This is a genomic window from Nonomuraea sp. NPDC050643 (genome assembly GCF_040654715.1).
Lineage (GTDB): Bacteria > Actinomycetota > Actinomycetes > Streptosporangiales > Streptosporangiaceae > Nonomuraea.
The window spans coordinates 55,232-74,729 of sequence record NZ_JBFAIM010000061.1; the positions used below are offsets into that span (position 1 = coordinate 55,232).

A 19,498-nucleotide genomic window follows, 5' to 3' on the forward strand; every position below is an offset into this window, starting at 1 on the left:
ACAGTGGAGGTCACGACCGACGAGAGGGAGGACCCGTGATCTCCTTGCCGCCGCTGCCGACGTCGCTGGTCGGCAGCTACGCCCAGCCCGACTGGCTGATCGACCGGGCCAGACTGGCCGATCGGTTCCCGCCGCGCGTGCGGGCGAAAGAGCTGTGGCGGGTCCCGCCCGACCTGCTCGCCCAGGCCCAGGACGACGCCACCGAGCTGGCGATCAGGGCCCAGGAGCGCGCCGGGCTGGACATCGTCACCGACGGGGAGATCCGCCGCGAGAGCTACTCCAACCACTTCGCCACCGCCCTGGAGGGCGTCGACGTGGACAACCCGGGCACGGCTCTCGACCGCAGCGGCCATCCGAACCCGGTCCCGCGCATCACCGGCCCGATCCGCCGCCCCAGCCCGGTCGAGGTCGCCGACCTGCGGTTCCTGCGCGCCCACACCGGGCGAGTGGTGAAGATGACGGTGCCGGGGCCGTTCACGATGAGCCAGCAGGCGCAGAACGAGCACTATCCGGACGCCGAGGCGGCCGCGATGGACTACGCGGCGGCGGTCAACGCCGAGATCCGCGACCTGTTCGCCGCCGGGGCCGACATCGTGCAGATCGACGAGCCGTACATGCAGGCCAGGCCGGACGCGGCGCGCGCCTACGGGCTGGCCGCGCTGAACGCCGCGCTCGACGGCGTCACCGGCCTGACGGCCGTGCACATCTGCTTCGGGTACGCCGCGATCATCCACGAGCGGCCGGAGGCGTACTCGTTCCTGCCGGAGCTGGCCGGCTGCCCGGTGCGGCAGGTGTCGATCGAGACCGCGCAGTCCGGGCTGGACCTGGGTGTGCTGTCGGACCTGAAGGACAAGACGATCATCCTCGGGGTGATCGACCTGTCCACACCCGACGTCGAGCCGGTCGAGGTGGTGGCGGAGCGGGTGCGCAGGGCGTTCGACCGGGTGCCGCCCGAGCGGATCGTCATCGCCACCGACTGCGGGATGAAGTATCTCCCCAGGGCGTCGGCCGAGGGCAAAATGCGGGCCATGGCCGGGGCGGCGCGGCTGCTGCGCGGCGAGCTGGGCCTGTCATGAAATTTCCGCATCTTTCCTCGCCCACCCTGGGCGCCCGCAATTAGGATCATCGCGCTGACCCCCTGATCCACCGCGAGGAGCCGACAGTGCCCGAAAGCGAGCAGGAAAGCGCACCAGGCGGGATCGACACCACCAAACCCAGTGTCTCCCGTGTCTACGACTACATGCTCGGCGGCAAGGACAACTACGAGATCGACCGCCAGGTCGCCGCGGCGGTGCTCAAGATCGCGCCGGACGCGCCCCAGGCCGCCCAGGCCAACCGGGAGTTCCTGCGGCGCACGGTACGCCACCTGGCCGCCGAGGCGGGCATCCGGCAGTTCCTGGACATCGGCTCCGGCCTGCCCACACAGGGCAACGTGCACGAGATCGCCCAGTCGGTCAGCCCCGGCGCCCACGTCGTGTACGTCGACCACGACCCGATCGTCCTCGTCCACGGCCGCGCCCTGCTCGCCGTGGACGAGACCACCACGATCGTCAACGCCGACGTCCGCGACCCGGACGCGATCATCGGTGACCCGAAGACCCGTGCCCTCATCGACTTCGAGGAGCCGGTCGGGCTGCTGATGTTCGGGATCCTGCACCACCTGGCCGACGACGAGAACCCGGGGAGCGTCCTGGGGCGGCTCGTCGAACCGCTCGCGTCCGGCAGCCATGTGGTCATCTCGCACTTCCACAACCCGGGGGAGGCGCTGCCCGAGGTGTCGGAGCAGGCGTACACGGCGGAGCGGCTCTTCAACGAGCACCTCGGCACCGGGCGGTGGCGCACCCGGGAGCAGATCCTCGCCTACTTCGACGGGCTCGAGCTGGTGGAGCCTGGGCTGGTGCCGCTGCCGGAGTGGCGGGCCGACTCCGCGGACCACGCCACCCCGGGGATCACCTACCACACCTTCGTCGGCGGCGTCGGCCGCAAACCCTGACCCCCCCGTACTCCGGCTGGGGTTCCTTTGGGGGAAGGGGGATGGGGTGGCGTGGGCTGCAGGCCGCGACCCCCCCCCGTGCTCCGGCTGGGGTTCCACGAGGGGGCGCGGCCGGCGGTCGTGGTCCTCCCTGATGCCGGTCAGGTGGGGAGTTTGTTGGTGGCGACCACGTCGCGGTACCAGTGGGCGCTGTCCTTCCAGGTGCGGGCCAGCGTGTCGTGGTCCACGCGGACGATGCCGAAGCGCTTGGCGTACCCGTGCGCCCACTCGAAGTTGTCCATCAGCGACCACACGAAGTACCCTCGCACGTCCGCCCCGGCCGCGATCGCCTCGGTCACGGCCGTCAGGTGGCGGTGCAGGTAGTCCACGCGCCGCTCGTCGCGGACGCGGCCGTCGGGGTCCACCTCGTCGGGGAACGCGGCGCCGTTCTCGGTGATCATCAGGGGCAGGTCCGGGTAGTCGCGGTGCAGGCGCACCAGCAGCTCGGTCAGGCCGGTCTCGTCGATGTTCCAGCCCATCTCCGTGTACGGCCCCGGCTGCCGCACGAACTCCACGTCCTCGCAGGCGATCCACGGCGAGGCGGCCCCGTCCTGGTGCCCGTCGGCGGTCTCCCTCGTGCTGGCGCCGTCCCACTGGCGTACCAGCGTGGGGTTGTAGTAGTTCACCCCCAGCACGTCCAGCGGCTGACAGGCGGTCGCCTCGTCGCCGTCGCGCACGAACGACCAGTCGGTCACCGAGGCGGTGTCGGCGATCAGGTCGCGCGGGTAGGCGCCCTCCAGCATCGGGCCGAGGAAGGCCCGGTTGGACAGCGCGTCCGCGCGCCGCACCGCGTCGGCGTCGCGCTCGGACACGCCGCGCACGTGGTGCAGGTTGAGCGTCACCGACATCTGGGCGTCCCGGGCGGCGGTCGAGCGCAGCGCCTGGACGGCCAGACCGTGGCCGAGGTTCAGGTGGTGTACGGCGGCCAGCGCGTCGGCGGGCTCGGTCCTGGCCGGGGCGTGCACGCCGGAGGCGTAGCCGAGGTAGGCCGAGCACCACGGCTCGTTCAGGGTGATCCAGGTCGCCACGCGGTCGCCGAGCGCCTGGCCCATGAGCCGGGCGTACTCGCCGAAGCGCAGCGCGGTGTCACGGTGCGGCCAGCCGCCCGCGTCCTCCAGCTCCTGCGGCAGGTCCCAGTGGTAGAGCGTGGCGACGGGCGCGATGTTCCTGGCCAGCAGGCCGTCCACCAGCCGGTGGTAGAAGTCCACGCCCGGCCGGTTGAGCGGGCCGCTCCCGCCCGGCTGCACGCGCGGCCAGGAGATGGAGAACCGGTACGCGCCCACGCCCAGCGCGGACAGGATGTCGAGGTCCTCCTCCAGCCGGTGGTAGTGGTCGCAGGCCACGTCGCCGGTGTCGCCGTTGGTGACCAGCCCCGGGGTGTGGGAGAAGGTGTCCCAGATCGAGGGGCCGCGGCCGTCCTCGTTCCAGGCGCCCTCGACCTGGTAGGCGGCGGTGGCGGTGCCCCACAGGAAATTGTCGGGGAAAGTAGGCAATGTCACTCCTCGGCGCTCAGGATGATCTCGATGTGGTCGGTGTCGGGTGCGGCGGCGCCGCGCACGCCGGCGCAGCGCAGGTTCCAGGGGGCGGGCGCGCCCTCGATCCGGCGGGCGCCGACGCGCCCGCCCTCGCGGGACACCTCGAACACCGCTGCGGTGGAGCCGTCCAGCGCGGGCACGGTCACGGTACGGGCGGCGCCGTCGGGCAGCTCGTAGACCTCGAGGGTGACGCCGTCGGCGTAGTCGTAGTCGGGCCGGTCCTCGCGGGCCCCGGTCGCGATCACCGCGCCCGGCCGCACCAGCAGCGGCAGGCTGTCGAACCCGTGCCGCTCGGTACGCCAGCCCGGCCCGCTCACCGTCTCCCCGTCGAGCAGCCGCGTCCACACACCCTCGGGCACGTAGTACGAGATGGCGCCGTCGGCCGACAGCACCGGCGCCACCAGCAGGTCGGACCCGAGCATGTACTGGGCGTCCAGGTGGTCGCAGGCCCGGTCCCCGGGGAAGGCGAGCTGCATCGCCCGCATCATCGGCAGCCCCTCGGCCGTGGCCTGCACGGCGGCCCCGTACAGGTACGGCATCAGCCGCGCCTTCAGCCGCGTGAACGAGCGCAGCACATCCACCGACTCCTCGTCGAACAGCCACGGCACCCGGTAGGAGCCGCTCCCGTGCAGCCGGCTGTGCGACGACAGCAGCCCGAAGGCCACCCACCGCTTGAACACCGCGGGGTCGGGCCGCCCCTCGAACCCGCCGATGTCGTGGCTCCAGAACCCGAAGCCGGCCAGGCCCAGGGACAGCCCGCCGCGCAGCGACTCGGCCATCGCCTCGAACGTCGACTCGCAGTCGCCGCCCCAGTGCACCGGCAGCCGCTGCCCGCCGGTCGTGGCCGAGCGCGCGAACAGCACGGCCTCGCCCTCGCCGCGCCGCTCGGTCAGCACGTCGTGCACGGTCTGGTTGTAGACCAGGCTGTAGTAGTTGTGCATGCGCTCGGGGTCGGAGCCGTCGGCGTAGACGACGTCGGTCGGGATGCGCTCGCCGAAGTCGGTCTTGAACGCGTCCACGCCCATGTCGAGCAGCCCGCGCAGCTTGCCCGCGTACCACTCGCGGGCGGCCGGCGAGGTGAAGTCCACCAGCGCCCGGCCCGCCTGCCAGTGGTCGTCCTGCCAGACCGTCCCGTCCGGGCGGCGCAGCAGGTGCCCGGCCGCGGCGCCCTCGTCGTACAGCGCCGACGCCTGGCCGATGTACGGGTTGATCCACAGGCACACCCGCAGCCCGCGCTCCTTGAGCCGCCGCAGCATGCCCTCGGGGTCGGGGAACACCTCCGGGTCCCACTCGAAGTCGCACCAGCGGAACTGCCGCATCCAGAAGCAGTCGAAGTGGAACACGCTCAGCGGCAGGTCCCGCTCGGCCATCCCGTCCACGAACGACGTCACCGTCGCCTCGTCGTAGTCGGTGGTGAACGAGGTGGACAGCCACAGGCCGAACGACCACGCGGGCGGCAGCGCCGGGCGGCCGGTCAGCGCGGTGTAGCGGCGCAGGATCTCGGCGGGCGTCGGCCCGTGGACGATCAGGTATTCCAGGTCGTGGCCCTCGACGCTGAACTGCACCCGTGACACGGTCTCCGAGCCGACCTCGAACGACACCCGGCCCGGATGGTTGACGAAGACGCCGTAGCCCCGGTTGGTGAGGTAGAAGGGGACGTTCTTGTAGGCGATCTCGCTGCTGGTGCCGCCGTCCTCGTTCCAGATGTCGACGGCCTGGCCGTTGCGGACCAGCGGGCCGAAGCGCTCGCCGAGGCCGTACACGAGCTCGCCGGCGCCGAGCCGGAGCTGCTCCACCATGAAGTGCCGCGACCCGGCGTCGTGCATGACGCCCAGGCTCTTGCCGGAGCTGCGGGTCAGCTCGCGGCCGTCCGCGCTGAACGTCATGTCCCACGGCGCGTCCCTGCGCACCCGCACGGTCAGCCCGCCGCTGGTCAGGCTCGCCTCCTCGCCGTCCAGGGCGACCTTCACGCCGGGATCGCCGTCGTGCACCGCGAAGGCGGGGGCGTCCGGCACGGACCCGGCGAGGTGCACCGTGCGCACGCGGATCACGTCGGGCATCGGCGACGACAGGTCCACGGTGATGACCGGCCCGTCGATGGTGTTGCCGCGGCGGGTGATCTCCCGCGTCGGGGCGAGGATCCGCAGCGAGGCGGCGTTCGCGGTGACGTCGTACGCCGCGGTGGCGTAGTCGCCCCGCACGCCGGGGCGCATCCGCCAGTAGCCGTCTTTGAACTTCATGCCCATCCGTTCTTGAGGTCGTGCGGTCAGCCCTTGACGCTGCCGGCCACGAGGTCGAGCCGCCAGAAACGCTGCAGGAACAGGAACAGCGCGATGATCGGGATGACCGACAGCAGCGACCCGCTGATCACCAGCGTGTACAGCGCGGGCTGTGAGGCCCCCCGGTTGAGCAGCGAGTAGAGCCCCACGGTCAGCGGGAAGAGGTCGTCGTTCGCGAGCATGATGTACGGCAGCAGGAAGTTGTTCCAGATGGCGATGAACTGCAGCAGGAACACCGTCACCAGCCCCGGTGTCATGATCGGCACCCCGACCGACCACAGCAGCCGGAACTCCCCGGCCCCGTCCACCCGCCCGGCCTCGAGGATCTCCTCCGGGATGGCCGCCTCGGCGTAGATGCGGCACAGGTAGATGCTGTACGGGCTGATCACGCTCGGCAGGATGACCGACCAGTAGGTGCCGACCAGGTTCATCTCCGACAGCAGCAGGTACTGCGGGATGGCCAGCGTGATCTGCGGCACCAGCACCCCGGCCAGCAGCGCCGCGAAGATCAGCCGCTGCCCGGCGAAGCGGTACTTGGCCAGCGCGTACCCGCAGGCGGCCGAGACCACCACGGTCAGGAACGCGCCGCCGCCGGCGTAGACGAGGCTGTTGAGCATCCAGAGCCAGAACCGGCCGTCGCCGTACGCGCTCAGCGCCGCGATGTTGCCGGTGAAGCCGCCGTTGAAGCTGGGCCAGCCGGAGAACGTGGTGAACAGCTCGTCGGAGGTCTTCGTGCTGGCGAACACCACCCACAGCAGGGGCAGCACCGCGTACAGGCCGCCCAGCGCCAGGATGAGCGTGGGGACGATCTTCATGCGCGCTCTCATCGCCCGCTCCTCACGCCGCGCACCCGGAAGACCGCGAGCGCCGCCAGCGACAGCAGCACCGTCGCGCCGGCCAGCAGCACCGAACTGGCCGCGCCCAGGTAGATGTCGTTGTCCACGAACGCCTGCTGGTAGATCCGCATCAGGGGCACCCAGTCCTGGGTGATCGTGTTGGTCATCGGCCGCAGCGTGGCCGGCTCGCTGAACACCTGCAGCATGCCGATCAGCGTGAAGACCGAGGTCATGGTCAGCGCGGGGCGCAGCAGCGGCACCTTGATCCGCAGCGCGATCCGCCACTCGCTCGCGCCGTCGAGGCGGGCGGCCTCGTACAGCTCCTTGGGGATGGCCCGCAGGGTGGTGTAGAGGACGACCATGTTGAACCCGACCGAGCCCCACACGGCGATGTTGGCCACCGAGAAGTAGATCGACAGGTCGCCGAAGAAGTCGGGCGCGTCCAGGCCGATCGCCTCGAAGCCGGCGCCGATCGGGCTGACCGCGGGCAGGTAGATGAAGCCCCACAGGAGGCTCGCGATCACGCCCGGCACCGCGTACGGCAGGAAGATCGTGATGCGTGAGGCCCGCTTGCCGCCGACCCTGGGGGCGTCGAGCAGCAGCGCGAACAGCAGGGCCAGGCCCATGGTGGCGGGCACCATGACCAGGCCGTAGCCGAGCATGCGCTGGGCGGCCTCGTACAGGGCCGAGTCCTGGACGGCCTCCAGGTAGTTCTCCAGCCCGATGAACACCTCGGTGCGGATGCCGAGCCCGGCGCCGCGCACCCGCATGGCGTGCAGGCTCAGCCAGAGCGCGTACCCGATCGGCACCAGGATGAAGACCACGAACAGGATGACGGCCGGCGCCGCCATCAGGTACGGCGCGCGCGTTCGCTTACCGGTCATTTGACCTGGTAGCCCTGCTTCTTCAGGTCGGCCACGCTCGCCTCCTGCACCTGGGTGGCCACGGCCGCGAGGTCGGCCTTGTCCTTGACCGCGGTGGGCAGCAGGTCCTCGAACCGGCCGTAGGTGACGTTCGTGTTCGGTCCCCAGCTACTGAAACCCCGCGCGCTCTGCGAGATCTGCGAGGCCGACTCGTAGTAGTCGGGCTGGCCCGTCATGTACTCGGGCGCGGCGCCGAGCCCGCCGGAGGTCTGGCCGAGCGTGGCGGCCGGGTAGAGACCGATCTCGACGAGCACCTTCAGCGCCTCCGGGTCGGTGCTCAGCCACCGGGCGAACTTCGCCGCCTGCGGCTTCTGCTTGGACGTCGCGCTCACGGCGGTGGACGAACCGCCCCAGAAGCCGGTGAGGTTCTCGCCCGCGCTCCACTGCGGCAGGGGCGCCATCTTCCACTTGCCCTTGCCCTTGGGCGCGACGCCCGCGAGGACGCCCGCGCCCCAGACCGCGCTCGGCCAGGCGATGATCGTGCCATCGTTCATCTGGCTGTTCCACTGCGGGGTGTACATCGGGTCGCCCAGCACGGCGCCCGACTTGACCAGCTCGCCCCAGAAGCTCAGCACCTTGCGGGTGGCCGGATCGTCGATGGCCACCTTCCAGGCGCCCTCCTCGTTCGTCCACCAGTTGGCCCCGGCCTGCTGCGCGAACCCGGCCACCCACCCGGCGTCGCCGGGCGAGAACGTGGTCAGGTAGCGCTTGGAGTCCTTCTCGCGCACCGTCTCCGCCAGCGCGCCGAACTCCTCCCAGGTCTTCGGCACCTCCAGGCCCATCTCCTCGAAGAGGTCGGCGCGGTAGAAGAGCATCATCGGGCCGACGTCCGCGGGCACGGCGTAGGTGCCGCCGCCGAACGAGGTCAGGTTCCAGGTGCCCTCGGGGAAGGCCGACTTGACGGGCGCGACGGCGCCGGTCAGGTCCTGCAGGGCGTTGTTGGTGATCAGGGTCGGCAGCGACTGGTACTCCGCCTGCAGCACGTCCGGCGCGTTGCCGGCCTTCACCGCGGTCAGGAACTTGGCGATCAGCTCGTCGCTGGCCGCCTGCCCGCTGAGCGTGACCTTCTGGGTGGGGTTCTTCTCGTTCCACAGGTCCACCACCCGCTGGATGTTCTCCGCCCAGCTCCAGAAGACCAGGTTGGCGGCGGCGTTCTCGTCGCCGGCGATGGGGGAGGGCGCGCCGGCGGCGCCGGGGTCGTCGGTGCCACAGCCGGCCAGGACGAGCGTGGCCGCCGACGAGACGAGGAACGTTCTTCTACGCAAGGTGCTCTACTCCAATGACGGGTTTCGGCGCGGCTCAGGACGCGCCGGGATGGGGACGGCCGGGATGGGGACGGCCGGGATGGGGACGGAGGGCGGCGACCGCGCGGGGGGTCAGCGTGACGTGGTCCGTCGCCAGGGATCCGGTCAGCAGGTCGTCGGCTTCGTGGGGGAGGGGCACCCGTACCGTTGCGGTGCCGTGGTTGAGCAGGAACAGGACGTCGCCGCGGCGTACCGCCTCGACGCCGGGCGGCAGGCCGGGCAGCGCGCCCTCGACGCCCGCGTCGGCCAGCGCCCGGCCGGTCAGCTCGCTCAGCGCGGCCGGGGCGGGCATGGTGCCGACGTACCAGGCGACGCCCTCGCCCGAGCGGTGCCGGGTCACGGCGGGCCGCCCGGCCAGGTCGCCCTCGGTGAACTCGGCCACCACCTCGGCGCCCTCGGCGGCCAGCAGCTCGGTCCAGGTGTGCGCGTCGAACCCGTCCCCGCCGCTCCACCGGCAGCGCACCGGCCGGTCGAGGGGGGCCGGCAGCCACTCCTCGCCGGAGGCGCCCAGCACCTCCCGCAGCGGCGCGGGGAACCGCCCGGTACGCACGTGCGCCCGCGGGTCCACCACCCCGGAGAACGGCCCGACCACGAGCACGCCGCCGCCCCGCACGTACGCGGTCAGCGCCGCGGCGTCCCGATCGCCGACCAGGAACAGGTTCGGCACCACCACCAGCGCGTACGCCGACAGGTCCGCCGAGGGCGGGACCACGTCCACGCTCACCCCGCGCTCCCAGAGCGGCACGTAGTAGTCCAGCAGTTGCTCGGTGGCGTTGAGCCGGTCGCTCGGCCGCCCGCGCTCCTCCAGCGCCCACCAGCTCGCCCAGTCGAACACCATCGCGACCTTCGCCGGCACCGGCGCGCCCGCCACCGAGCCGAGCCCGCGCAGCTCCTGCCCGTGCGCGCGCACCTCGGCGTGCAGCCGCGTCTCCGCTCCCGCGTGCGGCACCATCGCGGCGTGGAAGCGCTCGGCGCCGAACCGCGAGGCCCGCCACTGGAAGTAGCACAGCCCGTCCGCGCCGCGGGCGAGGGCCTGCAGCGACTCCAGCCGGAACTGGCCGGGCGGCTTGGGCAGGTTGTGCGGGCGCCAGTTGACGCCGTTCGTGGCCTGCTCCATCAGCAGCCACGGCCGGCCCCCGGCCAGGCCGCGCATCACGTCATGCGTGAGCGCCGTCAGCGCCGGGGCCAGCGGGCTGCCCGGCTCCGGATACCAGTCGTTGGAGACCACGTCCTCCTCCGCCGCCCACGCCCAGCCGTCGATCGGCTTGAACAGCCCCATGAAGTTCGTGGTGACCGGCGTGCCGGGGGTGCGCTCGCGCAGGACGTCGCGCTCGGCGCGGAAGTGGTCGAGCAGCGCGTCGGAGCAGAAGCGCCACCAGTCGAGGCGCTGGCCGGGGTTGATGATGTACGGGGCGCGGCGCGGGGGCAGGATCTCGGCCCAGTCGCCGTAGTGCTGGCTCCAGAACGTGGTGCCCCAGGCGTCGTTGAGCGTGCCCAGGTCGCCGTAGCGGTCGCGCAGCCAGGTGCGGAAGGCCGCGGCGGACTCGTCGCAGTGGCACACCTGGCCGTACTCGTTGCCCACGTGCCACAGGGCCGGCGCGGGGTGTCCGGCGTACCGGTCGGCCAGGGCGGTCACGATCTCCAGCGCCCGTTGCCGGTAGACGCTCGACGAGGGGCAGAACTGGTTGCGGGAGCCGTACCAGAGGCGGTGTCCCGCCTCGTCGACGGGCAGCGTCTCCGGCCACCGGTGGCCCAGCCACGGCGGCGGGGAGGCCGTCGGGGTCGCCAGGTCCACCGCGATCTCGTTGTCGGCCATCAGGTCGAGCACCCGGTCCAGCCAGCCGAAGTCGTACACCCCGGGCTCCGGTTCGAGCCGCGCCCAGCTGAACACGCCGACCGTGACCAGGTTGACCCCGGCGGCCCGCATCAGCCGCGCGTCCTCGGCCCAGACCTCCTCCGGCCACTGCTCCGGGTTGTAGTCCCCGCCGAACAGCAGCCCGCGCCCCTCGGTGAGCGTGTGCATGCCCGGTCGTGCCGTCATGGTCAGACCCCCTTACGCGGCGGCGCGGAGCTGTCCCCGACCACCAGACGGCAGGGCACGAGCCGCTGGCGCGGCGGAGCGTCGCCCTGCAAGCGATCGATGAGCATCCGAGCGCCGAGCCGGCCCAGCTCGGCGCTCGGCGGTTCCAGCGTCGTGAGCCTGGGGTGGAACATCTCGGCGACCCGCGCCGACGACAGCACGAGCATCAGCGTCAGGTCCTCGGGTATCCGCCAGCCGCGCCGCGCCACGGCCGCGATCACGCCGACTGCGGCGTGGTCGTCCATCACGGCGAGCGCGGTCACGTCGGGGTGCTCGCCGAGCAGCCGGTCGAACGCCGCGCCGCCCTCCTCGGCCGACCCGGGCCGGAAGCCGTCCACGTACGCCAGGCCGGCCGCTTCGGCGGCCCGCGCGAACTCCTCGCCCGCCCTGATGGCAGGCCCGTACTGGGCGGCGTACGCGTCGGTCGAGAGGTTGAAGAAGGCCAGCTTCCGATGCCCCAGCCCCGCCACGTGCGCCACCGCGTCGCGGGCCATGGCCGCGAAGTCGATGTCCGCGAAGTCGATCGCCCCCGGCTCGCGCGTCCGCCCTATCATGCTGAACGGCACTCCGGCCGCCGACAGGAACTCCGTCCGCTCGTCGTCGAGGCCCACCTCCATCAGCAGCACCCCGTCCACGAGCCCCAGGCCGGTCAGGTGCCGCAGCTCCTCGATCGGGTCGGTGTGCTCGGGCGAGAGCAGCAGGTGATAGCCCAGCTCACTGGCGGCTTCGGCGGCCCCGGTGGCGAACTGCATCTCGGTCAGCCCGAACCCGCTGCGCGGGGCGGGGAACAGCAGGGCCAGGATGCGGGTCCGCTTGCTCTGCAGCCCGCGGGCCAGCAGGTTGGGCCGGTAACCGAGCTCGGCGGCGGCCTGCTCGATCCGCCGCTTGGTCGCCGCCGCCACCGGGCGGGTGCCGTTGAGCGCGGCGGACACGGTGCTGACCGCGACCTGTGCGCGCTCGGCCACGTCACGTAGCGAGGTCATTCCACTCCGGAGGCTGGGCGTGACCGGCCCAGGGGAGGGCCGATAAGGTTGTCGAAACGTTTCGCACAACCTAGAGTCCGGTTTGTGGAGATGTCAATGGCGTAAATTCGGACATCCGCAAACCGGGATCGATCAGGGTGCGGCCCCGGCGGGCGCGGACCGCCTCAGCCCTGGATCCCGGCTCCGAACACGGTCACCGCTTTGGTCTGGGTGAAGCCGATCAGTTCCTCGACGCTCTCCTCCCGGCCCACCCCCGACGCCTTCACCCCGCCGTACGGCACTCCGGGGAAGTGCTGGGAAGATCCGTTCACCCACACGAAGCCCGCCTCGAAGGCGGCGGCGAAGCGGTGGGCGCGGGTCAGGTCGCGGGTCCAGACGGCGGCGGTCAGGCCGTACTCGACCGCGTTCGCCAGGCGCAGCGCCTCCTGCTCCGCGGCGAAGGTGAGGACGCTCAGCACGGGGCCGAAGATCTCCTCGTTGGCGGCGGTCATGTCCGGGCGGACGCCGGTGAGCAGGGTCGGTTCGACGAAGTAGCCGCGGGCGAGGTGGCCCGGGCGGCCGCCGCCGGTGGCCACGACGGCGCCCTCCTTCCGGGCGGTGCGGAGGTGGGCGAGGACGCGGGCCGCGTGCTCCGCCGAGACGAGGGGGCCCACGTCGGTGTCCGGGTCGAGGGCGGGGCCGACCTTGAGGGCGCTCATGAGGGTGCGGACGCGGTCGGTCACGGTGTCCGCGATGGCGGTGTGGAGGAGCAGGCGGGAGGTCGAGCCGCAGGACTGGCCGGAGCCGGCGGTCAGGTTCATGCCCTTGACGGCGCTCCGGGCGGCCGCCTCCAGGTCGGCGTCGGGGAAGACGACCATGGCGTTCTTGCCGCCCAGCTCCAGCGTGACGTGCTTGACGGCGGCCTCGGCGGCGGTCCGCTGGACGGCGCGGCCGGTGCGCTCGCCACCGATGAAGGCGATGCGGCGGATGCCGGGGTGGGCGGCGATCGCGATGCCCGGCTCCGGGCCCGCTCCGGTCACGATGTTCAGGACGCCCGGGGGCAGCAGGTCCGCGAACAGCTCGCCCATGCGCAGGGCCGACAGGGGCGTCTGGTGGGCGGGCTTGACGATGACCGTGTTGCCGGCGACCAGCGGGGCGGCGATCTTGCCCGCGGCGAACATGATCGGGTGGTTGAACGGCAGGATGCGGCCGACCACCCCGTAGGGTTCGCGCGTCGTGTAGTGCAGGTGGTCGGCGGAGGCGGGGATCACCTCGCCGCGCAGTTCCAGGGCGCAGTCGGCGAACAGGTCGAGGGAGTCGGCGGCCCGGTCCACGTCGAGGAGCATCTCGCGGTACGGGCTGCCCAGGTCGAGGGCGTCCAGGGTGGCCAGCTCCTCCCGGTTGCCGCGCAGGACGCGGGCCAGGTCGCGCAGGCGGGCCGCCCGCGCGCGCGGGGGTGTGGCGCGCCAGGACGGGAAGGCGCGGGCGGCGGCCCGGTAGGCCGCCTCGACGTCCTCGGCCCCGCCGTCGGGGACCAGGGCGATCGGCTCCTCCGTGCTGGGATCGACCGAGGGGTAGCGGCGGCCGCTCACGGCGGGCACCGGCTCACCGCCGATCAGCAGCCGCCAGGGATGCTCGGACGGCTTCACGGCCGCTCTCCGGCGGGCAGCGGGGTGAGGCCGGGGGGCAGGCCCTCGTGGCGGTCCTGGACGACGTCGACGATCGCGGGCCTGCCGGAGGCCAGCGCGCGCTCCAACGCCGGTACGAGGCCGGCCGCGGACGTCACGCGCTCGCCGTGGGCACCATGCAGCCGGGCGAACTCCGCCAAGTCAGGATTGTCGTAGAAGACCCCGAAATATCGCCCTTGGTGGGCGGTGCGCTGGCGGTCCCTCGTGTTCCCGTACGCGTAGTTGTCGGCCACCACCGTCACGACCGGGACGCGCTCCCGTACGGCGGTCTCCAGATCCTGCGCCACCATCCAGAAGCTGCCGTCGCCGCTGAGGCAGATCACCCGCTCGGCCGGACGGGCGAGCTGCACCCCGAGCGCGGCCGGGAAACCCCAGGCCATCGCGCCCCCGGCGGAGGCGAAGTGGCTGCCGGGGCGGGTGAAGCCGATGTGGCGCTGCACCCAGACGCCGGTGCTCGGGGCGTCCACGACCAGCACCGCCGGGTGCGCGCGCAGGATCTGCGCCAGGCCATGGACGAGCTCCGCCGACGACACCGTGCCCTCGGGCGGCGGCCCGGTCTCGGGAAGACGGCACTCCAGCTCGTACGACCTGCGCGACGCGGCCAGCCGGTGCCGCCTGACGGGGTCGCGGTCCGGGCCCAGCAGGTCGAGCAGGTCGGCGGCGGCCAGGATCGCGTCGGCGTGCAGCGCCACCTCCGGCGGGTAGACCTTGCCCAGCTCGGCGGGGTCGATGTCGACGTGGATCAGGCGGGTGCCGGGGGTGAGCAGGGTCCAGCGTTTGGTGGTGAATTCGGAGAAGCGGCAGCCCAGGGCCAGGACGACGTCGGCCTCCTTGATCATCCGCTCGGTGACGGGGAAGGCGCCCGCGCCCAGGGCGCCGAGAAAGTTGGGATGGTCGTTGGGGAACCGGTTCTTGCGGGACCAGGTGGTGACGACCGGGGCCGCCAGCCGCTCGGCCAGCCCGATGACGGGCGAGCCGGGCCACCCGGCCGGGCCGGCGGCGGAGGCGGCGGTTCCCAAGCCGCCCGCGCCCACGCCGCACGCTGCGGCGGACGGGCGTACCCCGCCGCCCACGATCACGGCGGGACGCTCGGCCTCGGCGAGGACGCGGGCGGCGGTCAGGGAGTCCTCGTGGGAGGGGCGAGGCAGGCCGGGGCGGAAGCGGGGCCGCGGCCGGGCCCCGGTCTCGTCCCTGAGCACGTCCAGCGGGAGCGAGACCAGCACCGGGCCGGGGCGGCCGGACAGCGCGCGGCGTACGGCCCGCTGCAGCAGCTCGGGGATGCGGTCCGCGCGGCCGATCTCCACCTGCCACCGCGTGATCGGCCGGAACAACGACACCACGTCCAACTCCTCGAACGCGTCCCGCCCCGCCACGTCGCCGGGCACCTGGCCGATGAGGGCCAGCAGAGGCACGGACTCGTCGAAGGCGTTGCCCACGGCGGTGGCCAGGTTCGTGGCGCCGGGGCCGCGCGAGGCCACGCACACCCCCAGGCCGCCGGAGGCGCGGGAGAAGCCGTCGGCCATGGAGGCGGCGACCTGCTCGTGACGGACCGACAGGTAGCGGACGCGGTCCTGCCGGGCCAGCGCGTCCAGCAAATCCATGATCGTGGTGCCCGGGATGCCGTACACCTGGGAGACGCCCTCGGCGGCGAGCACCTCGACGACGAGCTCGGCGCCGGTCACGCGATCACCACGAAGATCAGCCAGGTGGTCAGCGGCGCGACCAGCACCATCGAGAAGCCCCACCTGATCAGGCCGCGGTAGAGGCCCTCGCGCTCGCGCTCCGGCGCGCTCGCCACGGTGAGCGCCCCGATCGAGGAGAACGGGGTCGCGTCCACCGCCGTGGCCGAGATGGCGAGGGCGATGACCACGCCGGTGACCCCGATGTCGCCGCTGAGCAGGAACGGCACGGCCAACGGGATCATGGCGCCGAGCACGCCGATGCTGGAGGCGAAGGCCGAGGTCAGGCCCGCGATGAAGCACAGCAGCAGGGCCGCGAGCAGCGGCGAGTCGATCCCGGCGACGCTCTCGCCGATCATCTTCACCGTGCCCATGCGCTGCATCAGCGCCACATAGGTGACGACTCCGCAGATCAGCAGGACGGTGCTCCAGCTCACCCTGGTCAGGGCGCCCTTGCTGGAGGCGGGGAACAGCAGGTGCAGGACGACCGCCGCGGTGATCGCGAGCACGCCGATCTCCAGGTCGAAGCCGAGGGCCCCGACGCCGACACCGACGATGGCGAGGAGAGTGGCGGTGAGGACGACGGGCGAGGGGGCGTCGTCGTGGCCGGGTACGCCGCCGCCGGCGGGCCGGGGAGGGGGTGCCGGTTCACCGGCGGCGGCGGGCTCAGAAGCGGATCCGGGGACGGGTTCCGGGGATCCGGGGGTGGATCGCGCGGCGAGGGCCGGGGCGGCGGAGCGGCGCTCCTTCATCAGCTCGCGCCCGCCGAACAGCAGGAACGTCGCCACGCCCAGCACCACGCTGAACGCGAAGTTGCCCACCCACGGCCACACCGGGTCCACGTCGAGGTTGTCGCGGTCCACGGTGCCGTTGACGATGACGCCCAGCACGTTCAGCGGGGAGAAGTTGCCCGAGTTGGACCCGTGGATGACCATCAGCCCGGCCAGCCGCGCGTTGATCCGGTGTTTCTCGGCCATGCGCAGCGCGATCGGCGCGAGCAGCGCCACCCCGGCGGGCCCGGCGGCCCCGGCCGTGGTGGGGATGGCCGCCAGCGCGAACAGCACCCAGGGGATCGCCGTGCGGTTCTCCCGCACCAGCCGTGCCGCCGAGCCGACCAGCCACTCCACGGTGCCGTTCACCGAGGCGATCCCGAACAGGTACGTCACCCCGAACAGCAGCAGGAACACGTCGATCGGGAACCCGGAGACCGCCGTGTCGAAGTCCTCGCCGGCGAGGAGCATCCCCACGCCGAACGTGGCCACCAGCGCCAGCGCCCCCAGGTTGACCGGCCGCGTCGTGCCGACCACGAAGACCGCGAGCAGCACGATGACGGACACGATCTGCAGGGACATCGACGATCCTCCTCGCGTGCCGATGCGACGCGTGGGCTGACCGTACGGCGGAGCCAGAATATAAGTCAATAGTGACTTATTTAGGCGACGCGCCCCCGTCGCTGAGCCGGTCGATGAGCTCCAGGCCCCGGTTCGCCCATTCGATCTCGGTCCTGGCCCGCGCGATGAGCCCCCGGTAGGCGTGCACCTTGAACGCCACGATCGCGTCGTGGGCCGCGCCGGGCGAGCCGGCCAGCCGCCGCCGCAGCAGCGCGGTCTCCCGCCGGGCGAGCTGGTCGGCGTGCAGCTCGTAGCGGTCGCGCAGCGCCTCGTAGTGCGCCCGGTGCGCCCTGAACTGCGCCCTGGCCTCGTCGAACGACACGTATTCGAGGTAGGTGGCCTTGACGTACGCCGAGTCGCGCACCGCCGGCAGCTCCTCCACCTCGCGCACCCAGCTCCGCAGCTCGGCCAGGCCCTCGGGGGTGAGCGTGTAGGCCCGCTTGGTGGCCCTGTCGCCCCTGGCCAGCGTCTCGGCCACGACCAGCCCCTCGCCCTCCAGCCTGCGCAGCTCGGTGTAGATCTGCGAGTGCTGGGCGTGCCACACGTAGGCGACCGACTGGTCGAACTGCTTGGCCAGCTCGTAGCCGGTCATCGGACCGGCCTCCAGCAGGGCCAGCAGGGCGTGACGCAGCGACATGGGGCCACCTTATCCAGCAATGCGTTTATGTCATAGTTGACCTAAATCGAAGCGGAAGAGGTGCGTTCATGTCGGAGCTCTCCCTGTCGTTCGCCTGCTGGGACTACGACCGCACCAAGGCGCTGCGGGAGGGGCGGGTGCGGCCGGAGGGCATCGACCTCACGCAGTTGACGTTGCCGGTCGAGGAGACCTTCTACCGCCAGCTCCGCCACCGGGAGTTCGACGTCAGCGAGATGAGCCTGTCGTCCTACCTGCTCACGCTGGAGGAGCCCGAACCGCCGTTCGTGGCGCTGCCGGTCTTCCCCTCGCGTTTCTTCCGCCACCAGTCGATCTACGTCAACGCGCGCAGCGGCATCGAGGAGCCCGGTGACCTGATCGGCAAGCGCGTCGGGGTGCCGGAATATCAGATGACGGCCGCGGTGTGGCAGCGCGGGATCCTGGCCGAGCACCACGGCGTGCCCGTGGACGCGGTGACGTACTGGACCGGGGGGCTCGAGCAGGGCGGGCGCGAGGAGAAGCTGCCGCTCGACCTGCCGGAGCGCATCCGGGTGCGGCCCATCCCGCGCGAGCGGAACCTGTCGGAGATGCTCGCCGCGGGCGAGCTGGACGCGCTCTACAGCGCCGCGCAGCCGTCGTGCTTCGGCCGCGAGCCGGGCGTCGGGCACCTGTTCCCCGACTTCAGGCGGGTGGAGCAGGACTACTTCCGGCGCACCGGCATCTTCCCGATCATGCACACGGTGGTGGTCCGGCGCGGCCTGTACGAGCGGCACCCGTGGATCGCGCGCTCGCTGTACAAGGCGTTCGAGGAGTCGCTGCGTCTCGCGTACGAGGAACTGCTGCACCGCAACGCGCTCAAGGTCATGCTGCCGTGGCTGCACGATCACGTGCGCGAGACGCTGGACGTGCTCGGCGAGGACTACTGGGCCTACGGGCTGGAGCGCAACAGGCACGTCCTCGACCGGTTCGCCGCCTACTCCCACGAGCAGGGGCTGGCCAAGCGGCGGTGGGCGCCCGAGCAGGTCGTGCTCGGGCAGGCCTCCGACGGGTTCCGGCTGTAGGCGTCAGTACACGTACGGCCAGCCGGCCGAGTCCCAGCCGATGAGGTTGATCCCCAGCTTGGGCGTGCCGTTGTCGGCCCCGTCGTAGTAGTGGTAGACGAGCAGGTCGCCGTCCACGTCGGACAGGACGCTCTGGCCGCCGGGGCCGATGACGCGGTCGTGCGTCTCCAGGACGAGCGTGCCGCCGCCGCTCAGCATCGACCGGCCCGAGCGGTCGGTGTAGGGGCCGGTGGGGCTGGTGGAGCGGCCGACCTTGACCTTGTACGTGCTGCTCGTGCCCGCGCAGCAGCGGTCGTAGGAGGCGAACAGGTAGTAGTGGCCGCCGTGCCGGACGATGTCGGGGGCCTCGACGGCGTAGGGGGCGTCGGGCCGGGTGGCGAGGTGGTAGAGCGTCTGGTCGGAGGAGAGCCGCTTGCCGGTCGAGGGGTTCAGCCGGATCATGCGGATGCCGGTCCAGTAGGAGCCGAAGCTCAGCCACCACCGGCCCGAGGCGTCGACGAGCAGGTTGGGGTCGATGGCGTTGTGGTCGTTGCTCGTCGTGGTGGCGTAGACGATGCCCTGGTCGGACCACGTGCCGGGCTGGCCGGTCGAGCTGGTGGCCAGGCCGATGGCGGAGTTGTTGGAGCCGAAGCTGGAGACCGCGTAGTACATCAGGTATCTCCCGCCCTGCTGGGAGATGTCCGGCGCCCACGGGTCGTTGCCGGAGGAGTACGTCCGCCACCACGACGGCGGCGAGCGGAAGGCGTTGCCCGCCCGGGTGAAGGTGATCCGGTCGGGGGAGGTGCGGGCCTCCAGGTAGCCGTGCGTGGAGTACAGGACGTAGCCGGTCGAGGTGCGGATCATCGTGGGGTCGTGGACGACGACGTCACCGGTGACCCGGCCGGGATTGGGATAGGCGAACGCGGCGCCCAGGAGCGCCAGGGTGCTCGCGGCGGCGATGAGACGGGACAGGCGGCGCAAGGGTCCTCCTCGGATCGGGCCTGCCGGACGCTGCGCCGGTGCGTCGGAGGCAATGTAGGCGCGGCTTTTCCCGGCCGTCAACCGCCTGTGAAAGTTACATCCCTGAGCTGCGCCGATGTCACGAGGTCTTGACA

At 72.0% G+C, this 19,498-nt stretch carries 15 protein-coding genes; 3 read left to right on the forward strand and 12 right to left on the reverse strand.

The window, feature by feature from the left end:
• Nucleotides 1-35 precede the first annotated feature (35 nt).
• Complete coding sequence (locus AB0I15_RS50460) at nt 36-1,076, forward strand: hypothetical protein (RefSeq protein ID WP_358113594.1); 1,041 nt, start codon at nt 36-38, stop codon at nt 1,074-1,076.
• 86 nt (nt 1,077-1,162) lie between these two features.
• Nucleotides 1,163-1,993, forward strand: coding sequence for an SAM-dependent methyltransferase (locus AB0I15_RS50465; protein ID WP_358113596.1), 831 nt, complete (start codon nt 1,163-1,165; stop codon nt 1,991-1,993).
• 140 nt (nt 1,994-2,133) lie between these two features.
• Here AB0I15_RS50465 and AB0I15_RS50470 read toward each other — a convergent pair whose 3' ends face one another.
• The 11 genes from AB0I15_RS50470 to AB0I15_RS50520 all read right to left on the reverse strand — a co-directional run bounded on the left by AB0I15_RS50470 (nt 2,134) and on the right by AB0I15_RS50520 (nt 17,346).
• Nucleotides 2,134-3,531 (reverse strand): GH1 family beta-glucosidase, encoded by a 1,398-nt coding sequence (locus AB0I15_RS50470; protein WP_358113598.1) that lies wholly within the window; start codon nt 3,529-3,531, stop codon nt 2,134-2,136.
• Nucleotides 3,528-5,807: an alpha-xylosidase gene (gene yicI / locus AB0I15_RS50475; protein WP_358113600.1), complete on the reverse strand. Its 2,280-nt coding sequence runs from the start codon at nt 5,805-5,807 to the stop codon at nt 3,528-3,530. Before yicI ends, AB0I15_RS50470 begins: the two co-directional genes overlap by 4 nt.
• Before the next feature lie 26 nt (nt 5,808-5,833).
• Entirely contained in the window at nt 5,834-6,673 is an 840-nt protein-coding gene (locus AB0I15_RS50480; RefSeq protein ID WP_358113602.1) for a carbohydrate ABC transporter permease, read from the reverse strand.
• Nucleotides 6,670-7,566, reverse strand: coding sequence for a sugar ABC transporter permease (locus AB0I15_RS50485; RefSeq protein ID WP_358113604.1), 897 nt, complete (start codon nt 7,564-7,566; stop codon nt 6,670-6,672). The genes AB0I15_RS50480 and AB0I15_RS50485 overlap by 4 nt, the downstream gene beginning before the upstream one ends.
• A complete protein-coding gene (locus AB0I15_RS50490) occupies nt 7,563-8,870 on the reverse strand; it encodes a sugar ABC transporter substrate-binding protein (RefSeq protein WP_358113606.1) in 1,308 nt (435 codons plus the stop codon). Before AB0I15_RS50490 ends, AB0I15_RS50485 begins: the two co-directional genes overlap by 4 nt.
• 34 nt (nt 8,871-8,904) lie before the next feature.
• On the reverse strand, nt 8,905-10,950 hold the full coding sequence (locus tag AB0I15_RS50495; protein WP_358113608.1) for a beta-galactosidase: 2,046 nt from the start codon (nt 10,948-10,950) through the stop codon (nt 8,905-8,907).
• A 2-nt stretch (nt 10,951-10,952) separates the two neighbouring features.
• Nucleotides 10,953-11,972: a LacI family DNA-binding transcriptional regulator gene (locus tag AB0I15_RS50500; RefSeq protein WP_358113610.1), complete on the reverse strand. Its 1,020-nt coding sequence runs from the start codon at nt 11,970-11,972 to the stop codon at nt 10,953-10,955.
• A gap of 164 nt (nt 11,973-12,136) precedes the next feature.
• Nucleotides 12,137-13,600: an aldehyde dehydrogenase family protein gene (locus AB0I15_RS50505; protein WP_358113612.1), complete on the reverse strand. Its 1,464-nt coding sequence runs from the start codon at nt 13,598-13,600 to the stop codon at nt 12,137-12,139.
• Complete coding sequence (locus AB0I15_RS50510) at nt 13,597-15,321, reverse strand: thiamine pyrophosphate-binding protein (protein WP_358113614.1); 1,725 nt, start codon at nt 15,319-15,321, stop codon at nt 13,597-13,599. Before AB0I15_RS50510 ends, AB0I15_RS50505 begins: the two co-directional genes overlap by 4 nt.
• Nucleotides 15,318-16,670: an SLC13 family permease gene (locus tag AB0I15_RS50515; protein WP_358113615.1), complete on the reverse strand. Its 1,353-nt coding sequence runs from the start codon at nt 16,668-16,670 to the stop codon at nt 15,318-15,320. The genes AB0I15_RS50510 and AB0I15_RS50515 overlap by 4 nt, the downstream gene beginning before the upstream one ends.
• Before the next feature lie 76 nt (nt 16,671-16,746).
• Nucleotides 16,747-17,346, reverse strand: coding sequence for a PadR family transcriptional regulator (locus tag AB0I15_RS50520; protein WP_358113617.1), 600 nt, complete (start codon nt 17,344-17,346; stop codon nt 16,747-16,749).
• A 68-nt stretch (nt 17,347-17,414) separates the two neighbouring features.
• On the opposite strand from AB0I15_RS50520, the gene AB0I15_RS50525 reads away from it, so the two are divergent.
• On the forward strand, nt 17,415-18,404 hold the full coding sequence (locus tag AB0I15_RS50525; protein WP_358113619.1) for an ABC transporter substrate-binding protein: 990 nt from the start codon (nt 17,415-17,417) through the stop codon (nt 18,402-18,404).
• 3 nt (nt 18,405-18,407) lie between these two features.
• Here the strand turns inward: AB0I15_RS50525 and AB0I15_RS50530 are convergent, their stop codons facing one another.
• The gene (locus tag AB0I15_RS50530; RefSeq protein WP_358113621.1) at nt 18,408-19,364 is read right to left on the reverse strand and encodes an arabinan endo-1,5-alpha-L-arabinosidase; all 957 of its coding nucleotides are present in this window, start codon (nt 19,362-19,364) and stop codon (nt 18,408-18,410) included.
• Nucleotides 19,365-19,498: the final 134 nt, after the last annotated feature.